General features: G+C 52.1%; 11 protein-coding genes and 1 tRNA gene. 9 read left to right on the plus strand and 3 right to left on the minus strand.

Translation table 11 applies throughout. The features are described from left to right. Positions 1-49 precede the first annotated feature (49 nt). The 3 genes from LG327_RS13335 to LG327_RS13345 all read left to right on the plus strand — a co-directional run bounded on the left by LG327_RS13335 (position 50) and on the right by LG327_RS13345 (position 2248). Positions 50-673, plus strand: a complete 624-nt coding sequence (locus LG327_RS13335) for a class I SAM-dependent methyltransferase (RefSeq protein ID WP_404362539.1) — start codon at positions 50-52, stop codon at positions 671-673. Between the two features lie 84 nt (positions 674-757). Next, a tRNA-Leu gene (locus LG327_RS13340) sits at positions 758-844 on the plus strand. A gap of 171 nt (positions 845-1015) precedes the next feature. Next, positions 1016-2248 (plus strand): tyrosine-type recombinase/integrase, encoded by a 1233-nt coding sequence (locus tag LG327_RS13345; protein WP_404362541.1) that lies wholly within the window; start codon positions 1016-1018, stop codon positions 2246-2248. Between the two features lie 207 nt (positions 2249-2455). Here the strand turns inward: LG327_RS13345 and LG327_RS13350 are convergent, their stop codons facing one another. Beyond that, entirely contained in the window at positions 2456-2767 is a 312-nt protein-coding gene (locus tag LG327_RS13350; RefSeq protein WP_404362543.1) for a hypothetical protein, read from the minus strand. A 247-nt stretch (positions 2768-3014) separates the two neighbouring features. Between LG327_RS13350 and LG327_RS13355 the strand changes: the two genes are divergently transcribed. After that, positions 3015-3170 carry a hypothetical protein gene (locus LG327_RS13355; protein ID WP_404362544.1) on the plus strand — a complete coding sequence of 52 codons (156 nt, stop codon included), beginning with the start codon at positions 3015-3017 and terminating at the stop codon, positions 3168-3170. 443 nt (positions 3171-3613) lie between these two features. Here LG327_RS13355 and LG327_RS13360 read toward each other — a convergent pair whose 3' ends face one another. Next, positions 3614-4156, minus strand: a complete 543-nt coding sequence (locus LG327_RS13360; protein ID WP_404362546.1) for a hypothetical protein — start codon at positions 4154-4156, stop codon at positions 3614-3616. A gap of 205 nt (positions 4157-4361) precedes the next feature. On the opposite strand from LG327_RS13360, the gene LG327_RS13365 reads away from it, so the two are divergent. Next, positions 4362-5524, plus strand: a protein-coding gene (locus LG327_RS13365) for an IS3 family transposase (protein ID WP_404362163.1) whose coding sequence is annotated in 2 segments (ribosomal slippage) — positions 4362-4617 and positions 4617-5524 — 1164 coding nt in all. Because the reading frame shifts where the segments join, the coding sequence is not laid out codon by codon here. Here the strand turns inward: LG327_RS13365 and LG327_RS13370 are convergent. Next, positions 5452-6609, minus strand: coding sequence for a hypothetical protein (locus tag LG327_RS13370; RefSeq protein ID WP_404362548.1), 1158 nt, complete (start codon positions 6607-6609; stop codon positions 5452-5454). The genes LG327_RS13365 and LG327_RS13370 overlap by 73 nt on opposite strands. Positions 6610-7800: 1191 nt before the next feature. Between LG327_RS13370 and LG327_RS13375 the strand changes: the two genes are divergently transcribed. From LG327_RS13375 to LG327_RS13390, 4 genes are all read left to right on the plus strand, one after another. Beyond that, a complete protein-coding gene (locus LG327_RS13375; RefSeq protein ID WP_404362549.1) occupies positions 7801-7983 on the plus strand; it encodes a hypothetical protein in 183 nt (60 codons plus the stop codon). 463 nt (positions 7984-8446) lie between these two features. After that, a complete protein-coding gene (locus tag LG327_RS13380; RefSeq protein ID WP_404362551.1) occupies positions 8447-10432 on the plus strand; it encodes an N-6 DNA methylase in 1986 nt (661 codons plus the stop codon). Next, a complete protein-coding gene (locus LG327_RS13385) occupies positions 10429-11832 on the plus strand; it encodes a restriction endonuclease subunit S (protein ID WP_404362552.1) in 1404 nt (467 codons plus the stop codon). The genes LG327_RS13380 and LG327_RS13385 overlap by 4 nt, the downstream gene beginning before the upstream one ends. Further along, positions 11829-12749 carry a GIY-YIG nuclease family protein gene (locus LG327_RS13390; protein ID WP_404362554.1) on the plus strand — a complete coding sequence of 307 codons (921 nt, stop codon included), beginning with the start codon at positions 11829-11831 and terminating at the stop codon, positions 12747-12749. The genes LG327_RS13385 and LG327_RS13390 overlap by 4 nt, the downstream gene beginning before the upstream one ends. The last annotated feature ends 4 nt before the right edge of the window (positions 12750-12753 follow it).

A 12753-nucleotide genomic window follows, 5' to 3' on the forward strand; every position in this document is an offset into this window, starting at 1 on the left:
TTTCCTGCATTCTCGATTACCTTACACATTTTGCATGATGGAGTGAACAATGGGATTTTACGATGACCGGATACTCCCACATCTGATCGACAAGTCCTGTTCCCTTGGGCAAATCATGAAGCTACGGGCCCAGGTAGTCCCCGAGGCCGCCGGCGAAGTGCTTGAAGTCGGCATGGGCTCAGGGATCAATCTTTCCTTTTATGATCCCGCGAAGGTCAGTCTCGTATACGGCCTGGAACCTTCGGAAGGCATGCTGCGCAAGGCCCGCTCAAATCTTGCAAAATCCCCGGTTCCGGTAGAATGGCTGGACCTGCCAGGTGAGAAGATACCTCTGGCAGACAACTCGGTTGATACGGTGGTCCTGACCTTCACACTGTGCACCATCCCGGATGCAGGTAAAGCGCTGGAGCAGATGGACAGAGTCCTCAGGCCGGGCGGGACACTCCTGTTTCTCGAACACGGCCAGTCTCCGGATCGTGGCGTCCGCAAGTGGCAGGACAGAATCACCCCAGCCTGGAAAAAATTCGCCGGCGGCTGCCATCTGAACCGGCCCATCTCGGAGCTGATCGAAGCCGCGGGTTTTGAAATCAGCTCGCTGGAAAACCTTTACGTGCCCAAGGCCCCGAAAATCGCCGGCTACATCTACAAGGGAAGGGCGGTAAAGCCAGCTTAAAGCAGCTGGCGCGGCCCACAGGCTCATGCGAATTGCGTTCACCGGCATGGCCTTATACAATCCTGCCGGCAATTCCCTCCAAAAGCCCGGATGGTGAAATTGGTAGACACAAGGGACTTAAAATCCCTCGGCCGTTAGGCTGTGCCGGTTCAAGTCCGGCTCCGGGCACCATTCTTATATAACCTAAGCTCCCCAAACTTAAATAATAAAATCGTTAATACTGTAAATTCAGGAATTTAACTTCACAAAGTGTCCCCAAGTGTGCCCATGTTACCAACCCCTGGCTTGTACCTCTGACTGTACCCACGTAATCTCGGTGTACATCAAATGAAGGGAACGGGCATGAAACGCACTGCTATTAAGCGTCGTCCACTGGCTGACAGCGTGATCAAAGCATTGGAGCCAGAAACTTCAGATTATCGGGAACGGGATAGCCGTGGTCTGTACTTAACCGTTAAGAAAACCGGGCACAAATCCTGGGTGCTGCGATACAAGCGACCGAATGGTAAATGGGCCTGGATGGGTTTAGGCGGCTTCCCGGCTGTGTCTGCAAAGAAAGCCCGTAAGGATGCTGCTGAATGGCTCGCTCTGGCTTCTGATGGCATCGACCTGCGGGAATACAAGAACGGTGTACAAGGTAAACCCACATTCAGAGAAGCCGCTGAAGAGTGGTACGACCGGAAGTTGGCCGCTGGTCGAGCTACAGGCACCACACGTCAGATGAGGATATACCTCGATAAAGACGTACTGCCGTTCATAGGTGACAAAGCCCTGGATGAGGTCACGCGCTCGGACTGTGCGGCGATACAGGCGCGTCTGGAGAAGCGTGATGCCTATGTAATGGCAGGTAAGGTCGGTGGCTGGCTCAGACAGATATACTCGTTGGCCATCGGCCAGGGCAAATGTGAACTCAATCCAGCCAGTGAGCTACGTGGTATTGCCGTAGACAAGCCAGCTCAGAAACAATACCCGCACTTACTTGAACCAGAGTTGCCAGACTTTCTAAAAGCAATGAATGATTCCGTGGCCAGGTTCAACAGCCTTGTTCTTCTGCGCTTGGTCATGCGGACGGCCAGTCGCCCGGGGATGGCGCGTTTTGCGGAATGGTCTGAGATAGACCTGGATAAAGGGGAGTGGGTAATACCAGCTGACAAGATGAAAATGCGCCGGGATCATGTCGTCCCATTGGCTCAGCAGTCGATAGACGATCTGCGTGAGCTGAAAGAGATGACCGGCCTTGGTCGTTATGTCTTCCCTGGCTTTGGCCCCAAGAATCCCACCATGAGCGAGAACACGATCAAAAAGGTGATCGCACAGATTGGATACGAAGGGCGAATAGTAAGCCATGGTTTCCGTCACACAGCATCCACGCTTCTCCGGGAACATGGCTGGCCACGAGATTACGTGGAAGTGCAGCTGGCCCATGTTGAATCTGGTGTGGCTGGGGTTTACAACAAGGCCCAGTACCTGGAGAAGCGCCGGGAAATGATGCAGTGGTACGCGGATTACCTGGATTCGCTGGAAGCTGGCACAGGCGATCAACCGAAAGATCCGGTTCTGCAGCTGCCTGCATAGGAACGGCCTGATGGCTTCGTTGTACGTGTGAATATCCAAAGAAGGAAATGTACAGAAGCCATCGGATGACCCCGTTCGTGGAAGCCAGCAGGACAACGAGAGCCACCTTTAGGGCGATCCAGTCTCGCTGGCAACCTTATGGGATATCGGACTGCTTCCGGACACCAGAGTTAAAGCCGAGCTGTTGTTGCCCTGGTAAATGGGCGTTCACGTTGAGTTCCTCTCTGCATCGCCTATCCTGACTTTTTCAAGGACAGCCCTTATCTCATGCGCCTTGTCGACATTCGGGTGTGTGGAAGCGGGAATCGAAGCCTTCATGATGGCGTCACTGTAGACGTAGATGTCGGACAGCCGGAACCTCATTGATGCCATCCAGTGTTCACGCTCGACGAACCCTGCAGGGCATTGGCTATCGGTCCGCCGACGGTGATTAAGTTCTTCAATACTTATGCCGAGTATCTGCGCTGCTTCAGCTGCTGAGATCTGGACGTAGGCTGGGTTGAATCTTGAGTGGTTCATCGTGGTTCCTGTGTGGGGTAGTGGTGTTGGGTGGAAGCAGGCTGGCAGATGGCCATTCCGCTTATCTTGTTCGTTCATTTCTTTACGCCTGTTAACGAGCTATATGTGAAGGTTTCATCAGGGTCCGAAGCGCCCTGATGAAACTACTTGGCGCCCCTTCTTCGACACGCCGACGCCGGAAGTCTCGGGTGACGTTGTGTCAGACCGGCTCCGGCAGGTGAACGAGAAGGAGGTGTGGGTTACACAGATGACTGACTGTCATCTGCGGGTTGCGTGGGTGAGCGATGTCGGCACTTCCTGTGCCATTGCCCACCCTGTGGCGTCCTGCCTATATTCCCATCAGCTCTCCGGTACCGAGCCGTCTTTGGCGGAAGCCAGAAAGCCCGAGCACAGTCATCCCTGACAGTCTCACAAAAGCGTCCGGAGGACGCCTGTAACCCATGTAGATGTCATTGAACTGATGTATGCGTGAGGACGCTTCTGTCAGAAGGTGAGGCAGAGACCAAGCCCCTGACCGTGATCCTGAAGCTGCCTATCTGGTCAGTCCGGTCGGGTACAAGCCCCGCTATCTGACTGGCTATGCTTGTGTAGGCATGGGTGTAGGAGCGCTGGCTACCGACGCGTGGTGCAAGATCTATGGTGTGCTGACAGGCGGACAGTTAAAAGAAGGGGGCTGGGCTTCATAGACATGAGAGCCTGGAAGACCCCCGGGGGGGTACTTTGGTTTTCGGCGTTTAGTCAGTCATTAATGCCGGCGTAGGCATCTTATGAATTTGCGAGAAAGTTTTAATAAGTATCTGATTCATGTCCCTTGTGCAGCCGTTGTTAACAGGAAACAAAAGAGGTTCAGGCCATCTGTTTGATAGTATGCCTACGCTTGGGCTTAATCAGGCCGGCTTGCTCAAATTCTGGCCGAAATTCTTCTCTGCATCTCTTGAACGTCGACATGGAAGTGCCGGCGGCCTTCACCAAATCGGGAAGCTTTCGCTGTTTTTGACTCTGTTGTGTGATGATTTGAAGGGCCAGGTTAAAGCGGTCTGTTTTTTCCAGATCTTTCTTATTGCTGCTGCGTTGAATTTGATATGAGTGCTGGGTGTCGATGGCGGCACAACCTGGTTCAAACCAGCTCTGGATGTACTCTGCGTAGGCCATATCGGGAACAATGATGAGATGTTCTTTGTCTGGATCAACTTGTTCATTTCGGATACTGGTTCGGGCAACGCATTGATATGCAGCTTCATAGCAACGTTCGACCATAACGGCGCGGATAAGTTTATCCCGATCCAGCCCGTGATCATCAGCGAACATCTGAAAGGTTTTGATCACGAAAGGGGTAGGGTTGCTGGAAGCGAGGTATATCGCATGGTCAAGGTGGCTGAAATGGTTCATACCATGCACCTGAGTGGATGTCAGGTTATCGGCAAGATGCGCCAAGTTGGGGTGCAGGTTCTCGTCTTTGTTCAGCGTTATTAGGGCATCTTCCTGGCCTAAAAGTTGGGCTGCAAATTCTTGGGCAAACTGGCCTACTGTAGTGGTTCAATGATTCCGGACACCAACGTAGGTGGTAATATCGCCACCATAAGCGAGGTGTCTGATGACCAGGAAACGACGATCTTTTACGCCGGAGTTCAAGCAGGAAGCCGCCTGTCTGGTGCTTGACCAGGGCTACACTGTTGCCGAGGCCGGCCGCTCTTTGAATGTCGGCGAGAACGCCCTCAGGCGATGGGTAAAACAGCTTTCAGAGGAACGTGGCGGGCTTACACCCAAGTCCAAAGCGCTGACGCCGGAGCAGCAGCGGATCCAGGAACTGGAAGCGCGTTGCGAGCGCCTGGAACGGGAGAAATCGATACTAAAAAAGGCTACCGCTCTCTTGATGTCGGACGAGATGAATCGTACGCGCTGATAGACCAGTTGAGTGAGCAGGAGCCGGTTGAGATGGTCTGTAAAGCGTTTGAAGTATCGCGGTCCAGCTATTACGAGTATCGCCGCAGGCGGTCCGTAGTGGATGCCGAACGAGTGGTTCTGCGGGCCGATGTGAACCGGATCTTTCGCAAGAGCCGAAGCTCAGCGGGAAGCCGTATGATCACCACCATGCTTAATGATGAAGGCGTTGTGATCGGGCGCTTCAAGGTTCGCCGCCTGATGAGTGAGCTGGGGCTGATCTGCAAACAACCTGGTCCTCACGCTTACAAGCAGGCCACTGTGGAAAGGCCGGACATTCCAAACCGGCTGAATCGTGAGTTCAGCGTCAGCCACCCGGACCAGGCATGGTGCGGTGACATCACCTATGTGTGGGCTGGTCAGCGATGGAGCTATCTGGCGGTCGTTCTCGATCTCTATGCCCGCCGGATTGTCGGCTGGGCGCTATCAGACCGGCCTGATGCTGAGTTGGTAGTGAAAGCCCTGGATCATGCGTATGAGCAACGAGGGAAGCCCACTGGAGTTCTGTTCCACTCCGACCAGGGCAGTCAGTATGCCAGTCGATTATTCCGTCAGAGACTCTGGCGCTACCGCATGGAGCAAAGCATGAGTCGCCGGGGAAATTGCTGGGACAATGCCCCGATGGAACGGGTCTTCCGAAGCTTGAAGAGCGAATGGATCCCTTCACTTGGATATCGGTCGATTCCCGATGCCAGGAAGGATATTGGCGACTACCTGATGGACTACTACAACCGGCAGCGCCCTCATACGTTCAATGACGGCATGCCGCCGGTGGTTGCGGAAGAAAAACTTAAAATACTGTTCGGGGTTAGTTGACCACTACACACGGAGATTTTTGAGCCAACTGGCTTATCACCGATGGTCAAAGAATCATGTGCTGGCTTTCTTCTAAGGGTGGTAGACCATCGTCCATTTTCCAGAAAAGGAATGATACGGACTCGGTTTTTGTGTTTTTGATCCAGATTTACGCTGTCACTTACGTCTTTTTCAACAATGGACAAGCCAAGACGTTGCTGGGTAATAAACCCTAACAAAGTCTCGTCTAACTGGGCAGCGAGAATGGCAAGGAAATCAACATGATCGACCAACTCCTTAATGCGGTGATAGTGGACTGCCTGATAAACGCGAGAGATGGATCCGTCGGACTGGGTGGTGGTTGTATAGGCTGCCTCATAACCCTCCATTAGGAAAGTCAAAAGATCTGCAACGTTCTGTGAGGAAGCCGTGTCTCTGTTTTGGTTGATAGCGTTGATGTAGCGGCGGATGTCCTTTCTGTCCGCATCCGGATGGATGTCAACGCAGGTATATCCTTTATGGTTCGATGGCACTTCAATGAGGTAGTCGTCCCATGGGTAGCCGGAATCCTTGGCAGCATACTGGACCATTAGGGTGCCTGCAAAGTCTTGGGGAACTTCGTCTGTGACGATGCGGACACCAGTTAACTTCTCAGCGGGCATAGACGCGAGAGCTTTATGGGAAACGAAAATTACACCTTTGAAACCAGATGCTAGTAAGTCAAGCAGACCTCGAACTACACTTCCTTTGACATTGGTGGAATCAACTCGCTTAATTGCCAGTTCGCTTCCGTTCACATGCTCTTGAATAATCTCTTTCGCATACTCAAAGTTCTGTTCGGTGAGTGGGTTCGTCTTAGACGCTAGCAGATAGGTGCGATTACTATCCGCCTCAGCGAGTATGTGCCGTATCAATTCTTTAATGGTTGCACGGCTTTTGCCAGCGCCACATCGACTGGTCACGTGATAAATTTCGTTAATCATAAGATGAACCTTTTCCGTTAAATTTAGGCTCATTGTTTCAGGGTTTATTGAGTTGTGCTGATTTTTTTCATCAGCTTCCTGAATTCCCGCTAAACGGTAAAGTTTGATCCGTTCGTACCCCACCGGCAGGACCCAAGACACTGCAGCGAAGTGGAGGTGGCGTCAGAGTCCGGATCGGTGGGGTATAAAAATGAGTGAGGGTAAAAAGGTGTCAAAATTCCTTAATAAGTCTTAAGGGAAAATGAGCCTTTTTATCGGTGGTCTGTTGTGTGTGGGGATGGATCGCTTACCCGATGCCACGTAGCGTTAGGAGGGCCACGTGAGCGTAGCGAGCCTGGCCCCGACGAAGCGCGGGCGTGGCAGACGGTAAGCTAAGGGGTGAAAAAAATTATATAAGGGTTTTATTTCTGTTACAGAATGTCAGCACCCCTGCCGCTGACGCTACGGGGTGCTGACCCTTCTCCTGTGTGGGGTATTCTTATACGTAACCTGCACGAGCGTCGGTTGTTCAGTAATTCTTCATGGGTCATCATTTCAGGAGCTCCACAAGATCAACCATCGGTTACCGGTTCCCTGGCTCTGATATTCCGAGTAAATCCGTATTGATCTTACTGGTTTAAGGCCTATCCAAGAAGCGTGCCTCGTGCGAGGGGCTGAGGCCTCCTACACTTGCGTATTGTATAGCCCTTCATGGTTCATCAGATCAGTCGGCGATGTGGCCCTGACAACCCGTGGTGGGCTTTCTGGGTTGACTTACGGATGAGGACAAACCTGCTAGCCATACTGTTTGGGTCATTGGCAACTCAAGGCGCTAGAGTATCGGGTACATATCGTCGTCATTCCCTATTTTCAATAAGTTAGTATCCCGGCTGTAGAAGTCTGTGGAACTTCTCGACTTTCTCTGGACGACGCTCATGACGGGCCTACAACTTTGTATGCTGTGACGGTCAGTGTATCGGCTGTGTATCGGTTTCGCTGAGGGGACAGGTAGCCTATCGGTCACGGACTTTCTGGAATTGCAGGGTGGATCGGCAGGCAAGGACAGTCACGCGCCCCAAGGCCAGCTCAAGGCTTTCTGGTCGGGAGTGCTCGAGCAGCTGGATGTGTACTGTGAGATGACAGGCCGATCGCATGGTCACGTAAGGCGGAATAGGCTACGCTGCTCTGGATTTACAAGCTTTGGGCCTATGGGAAGCAATACACAGTGGTATATGGATCGTGCTTTTCTGCTATACCCCAAAAATCGGTCTGATCACTGTTATGCGTTATTGCCCCAGCGCGTAGCCTGTCATTTAACTGGGCACGGAGATTTAAATGAAAAAAATCGTAATTTTATTCACATCATTACTGATTTTTTGGTCAGCATTAGCATTTGCATCACCTTTAATGGATCAGTGGTCTGGTACAGGTATGGATGCTGATAAAATTTTTTGTAAGTATGGTGATGGCGAGGTGAAAGTTATTTACGGTAACCGAAACTGCCCTATGTCTAATTAATATAATTTACATAAAATAAATAAGAGAGTGCTAGGGGATTATTTTAATGCCACTTTAGTACTCTTTAATAGTTAATCTAAACTCCCTTTAATTGGTAAATCAATTGTATGCTCCGAGCCTGTAATTGATCGACCCCTACAGTGACAAGTTAAATTAATGTCTTTACCAAATGGAAGTGCGTTATAAAAGGGCAATTCAAGTAATAGTCAGTCTCAACTCTGCCCGGCTTGAATATGCAAACTGTAGGTCACAGAAGAGAACACGGTCCCGGCGTCCTATTCTACTCAGTGGTTGCCACCATTGAATCCAACCGGAGTCTCAGGATTCGCACGCCTAATGACGGTTGGGGCCAGCACCTGTTCTTTGGCTCTGTACTAAACTATCCTGACCAGTTCTCCGTGGCCTCTGGAACCAATCCTCTTGCGAGCCCGGAGAACCGCTGAATCAACGGAGTTTCCCCTGGATGACCGAAGATAAAATCACACACTCACAGACCGCTGCTTTTATCTGGTCAGTGGCTGATCTGTTACGCGGCAACTTCAAGCAGAGCCAGTACGGTCGGGTGATCCTGCCGTTCACGATCCTGCGGCGCCTTGAGTGTGTACTGGCTCCGACGAAGGACAAGGTGCTGGCAGCCACCACTGAGCATCAGACAAAGCCTGATGCAGTGCGGGAACAGCTGTTGTTGCGGGCCAGTGGTCATGAGTTCTTCAACGCATCTCCACTTACCCTGGCAACACTGTCGGACAGCCAGACCGCAGAAGATCTGATGAGCTACGTTCAGTCATTCAGCAAAGATGCCCGGGAGATCTTCGAACACTTCCATTTTGATGAGTTTGTACAGCAGCTGAATTCTGAGGACCTTCTCTACCAGGTGGTGCAGAGGTTCGCCAGCTTTGACCTCAATCCAAAGCGCATCAGTAATTTCGGTATGGGTATCATCTTTGAGGAGTTGATCCGGAAGTTTGCTGAGAGCTCCAATGAGACAGCAGGGGAACACTTCACACCCCGGGACATCGTTCACCTGACTACATCCCTGGTTCTTACTGGACAGGATGACAAGCTCAAGCCAAATAACATTGTCACCATTTACGATCCTACCGCTGGCACCGGTGGTTTCCTGTCGGAAGGTGACGAGTACATCCAGCAGATCAGCCAAGGCGTCACCGTCTCGCTGCATGGCCAGGAGCTGAACCCTGAGTCCTACGCGATCTGTAAGGCGGATATGCTGATCAAGGGGCAGGGCATCACCAATATCAAGTTGGGCAACACGCTCTCCGATGACCAACTGGCCGGAAAGACTTTTGATGTCATGCTATCCAATCCTCCTTTTGGTGTGGAGTGGAAGAAGGTTCAGAAGCAGGTGACCGACGAGCATAAGCACAGGGGCTTTGACGGGCGCTTTGGGCCGGGCCTCCCGAGGGTTTCTGATGGTTCGCTTCTCTTCCTGATGCACCTGGTAAGCAAGATGCGGGATCCCCGTGAGGGTGGTTCACGCATTGGTATCATCCTAAATGGTAGTCCCCTTTTTACCGGTGGTGCGGGCAGTGGTGAGTCCGAGATCCGGCGTTACCTGCTGCAAAACGACATGGTGGAAGCCATCGTCGCCTTGCCTACGGATATGTTCTACAACACGGGCATTTCCACCTACATCTGGATCCTGTCGAACAACAAGCCGGCCAAACGTAAGGGACTGGTTCAGCTGATTGATGCCACTGACCGAGCCAGCAAAATGCGGAAGTCACTGGGAAGCAAGCGCCAGTTGGTCAGTGAGCCCGATCAGGATGAGATCGTCCGCATGTACGGGGACTTCCAGGAAACCAAGAAGAGCAAGATCTTCCCGGTGGATGCCTTCGGCTACCGCCGAATTACCGTGGAACGTCCGCTGAGGCTGAACTTCCAGGCCTCAGAAGAACGCCTGGAGCGTGTGCTGGAGGAGAAGGCGCTCCAGAAGATGGCTCAGGACGGCCAGGACAAGGTCTTAGCCGCCTGCCGGGCCGTGGGTGCTGACACGGTATACCGTCACCGTAAGCAGTTTCAGAAGGCCCTGAAGTCCTCATTAACCGACCGCCAGGTTTACCTGAGTGCCCCGCAGCTGAAGGTTCTGCTTAGTGCCCTGAGTGAACGTGACCCGGATGCGGAAGTCTGCACCGATAGCAAAGGTAACCCAGAGCCGGATGCTGGATTGCGGGATAATGAGAACGTGCCGCTGGGCGAGTCTGTGTATGACTACTTCGAACGGGAAGTGAAGCCCCATGTGCCGGATGCCTGGATCGACGAATCCAAGCGGGATGACAAGGACGGAGAAGTGGGTATCGTTGGTTTTGAGATACCGTTCAATCGTCACTTCTATGAATTCACGCCTCCCCGGCCGCTGGAGGAGATTGATGCCGATCTGAAGCAGTGTACCGACCGGATCAAGCAGATGATTGAGGAGTTGTCGGCGTGAGTTTTCCTAGCTATCCGCGATATCAGGATTCAGGCAGCGAATGGCTTGGGCACGTTCCTGCGCACTGGGAGGTTACGAAACTCAGTTATATTTCCAGTCGAATAGGAAGCGGGAAAACTCCGACCGGAGGGGCTGAGACCTATGTGCCGAGTGGCGTTGTGTTTATCAGAAGCCAAAATGTTCACGATGATGGGCTTAGGCTAGATGATGTTGTGTTCATTAGTGAGTCAATGGATAAGGAAATGGCTTGGTCTCGTGTGAAGCCATTGGATGTTCTCTTGAACATTACTGGGGCCTCAATTGGTAGGACATGCCTTGTTCCTGCAGGCTTCTTACCTGCAAATGTAAACCAACACGTTTGTGTTATTCGGCTAGAGCAGCCGGAATCACATGCAAAATGGGTTTCTTTGGCGATGACGTCAGCAGCCACAAAGAGTCAAGTGGACATCAATCAGACAGGCGCAGCTCGTGAGGGCCTCAACTTTGAGCAGGTCTCAGATTTTCTGATTTGTGTTCCGCCATGCGAGGAGCGTAGACAAATTGCCCGCTTCCTGAACCACGAAACCGCCAAAATCGACGCCCTGATCCGTGAACAGGAACGCCTGATTGAGCTGCTTCAGGAAAAGCGTCAGGCGGTTATTTCACATGCGGTGACCAAGGGTCTGGATCCGGATGTGCCCATGAAGGACTCAGGGGTGGAGTGGCTTGGTGAGGTGCCGGCGCATTGGGAGATCCGGAAGCTATCTACAATTACTGACAAAATCACAAATGGCTACGTAGGTCCGACGAGGGGGCTATTTACTGATGAGGGAGTTCGTTATCTCCAGTCTCTCCACATAAAAAACAATGAAATCCGGTTTAATCAGCCATACTTCGTGCCGGTAGAATGGAGTAATGATCACTCAAAATCCATCCTTAAAGAGGGTGACGTCCTAATTGTACAAACTGGTGATATCGGACAATCTGCTGTTGTGACGAGGGAGTTCGCTGGCAGTAATTGCCACGCACTCATTGTTGTCTCTGCAATTCAGCCAATTCTGGACGGTAATTACCTATCGTGGGTGTTGAACTCGCCATATGGTAAGAACACTCTCTTGTCTATCCAAACGGGGGCGCTCCACCCTCACTTGAACTGTGGTTACGTTAAAGATGTTTGGATACCCCTGCCACCAATTGATGAACAGCGAAGAATTGTTGATCAACTTCAGAGTGAATTAACTTCTTTTCAGAGCTTAACCGAGCAAGCGTCTGCCATGGCTGGAATTCTAAGAGAGCGCCGCTCCGCCCTGATCTCTGCAGCGGTCACCGGCAAGATTGATGTGCGAGATTGGCAGCCACCTGCGGATGAAAGCGCTTTTGATGAAGAAGTTCGTCACGCTGGGCTGGAGACCACCGCGTGAGTCATGGCCGCGGCATCCGGTTGTTTCTGGTGGATGGCTCACCCAATGGACTGCTGACCGCCGAGATCATGAACTGGACAGGCCATGCCCTGACGGGGCCTCGCACGAAGCTGACAGAGTTGGTGCAGCGCCCAGAGTGTGGTCGAACGGGGATTTACTTCCTCGTGGGGCCAGACCCGGACAACGCCATGCGTCCCTTGGTCTACATTGGTGAGTCTGATGACGTAGCCAAGCGTCTGAAACAGCACAACCGCCCCGAGGACCAAGGGGGAAAGGACTTCTGGGAGCGTGTCTGCCTCATCACCAGCAAGGACCAGAACCTCACCAAATCCCATGTTAAGTATCTGGAAAGCCAACTTATCGCGATCGCCAAGCAATCTGGCCGATGTGGTTTGATGAACGGCACTGCCCACGATTACTCGGTGCTTCCAGAGTCTGACTTGGCGGATATGGCTTTCTTCATCGAACAGGTCCGAATCATTCTTCCCGTATTGGGTTTCGATTTCTTGAGAGATCCGACAGCTTCGCACTCTACGTCTTCCCAAGAAGGGAAAACGTTGTTTGAGATGGAGCTTCCTACGTTTGGTGTCAAAGCTCAGGCCCAAGAGATCGACGGCAGCTTTGTGGTACTGAAAGGTTCAACTACTCGTCCAAAATGGACAGCCAAAAACAATGGCTACGGCAACCTGTTCGATCAATTGGTAAAAGATGGTGTGCTAGGCGACGAAGTTGACGGGAAGCGCCTGTTCACCAAGGACTATGAGTTCAACAGTCCCAGTGCAGCCGCTGCTGTTGTGGCTGGCCGCAACACGAACGGCCGAAAGAAATGGCGGCTGAAGGACAGCCAGGTTACCTATGGGGCTTGGCAGAGTGATCAGGTGGATCTGAAAACCACCGCTGGAACCACAGAACAATAAGCAA

The organism is Marinobacter sp. (genome assembly GCF_044799475.1).
Classification (GTDB): Bacteria; Pseudomonadota; Gammaproteobacteria; order Pseudomonadales; family Oleiphilaceae; genus Marinobacter.

Excerpts from the sequence above, each read along its gene's own strand:
- LG327_RS13380 (WP_404362551.1), top strand. The coding sequence starts at position 8,447 with ATGACCGAAGATAAAATCACACACTCACAGACCGCTGCTTTTATCTGG.
- LG327_RS13345 (WP_404362541.1), top strand. The coding sequence starts at position 1,016 with ATGAAACGCACTGCTATTAAGCGTCGTCCACTGGCTGACAGCGTGATC.
- LG327_RS13375 (WP_404362549.1), top strand. The coding sequence starts at position 7,801 with ATGAAAAAAATCGTAATTTTATTCACATCATTACTGATTTTTTGGTCA.
- LG327_RS13335 (WP_404362539.1), top strand. The coding sequence starts at position 50 with ATGGGATTTTACGATGACCGGATACTCCCACATCTGATCGACAAGTCC.
- LG327_RS13350 (WP_404362543.1), bottom strand. The coding sequence starts at position 2,767 with ATGAACCACTCAAGATTCAACCCAGCCTACGTCCAGATCTCAGCAGCT.
- LG327_RS13360 (WP_404362546.1), bottom strand. The coding sequence starts at position 4,156 with ATGAACCATTTCAGCCACCTTGACCATGCGATATACCTCGCTTCCAGC.
- LG327_RS13355 (WP_404362544.1), top strand. The coding sequence starts at position 3,015 with ATGACTGACTGTCATCTGCGGGTTGCGTGGGTGAGCGATGTCGGCACT.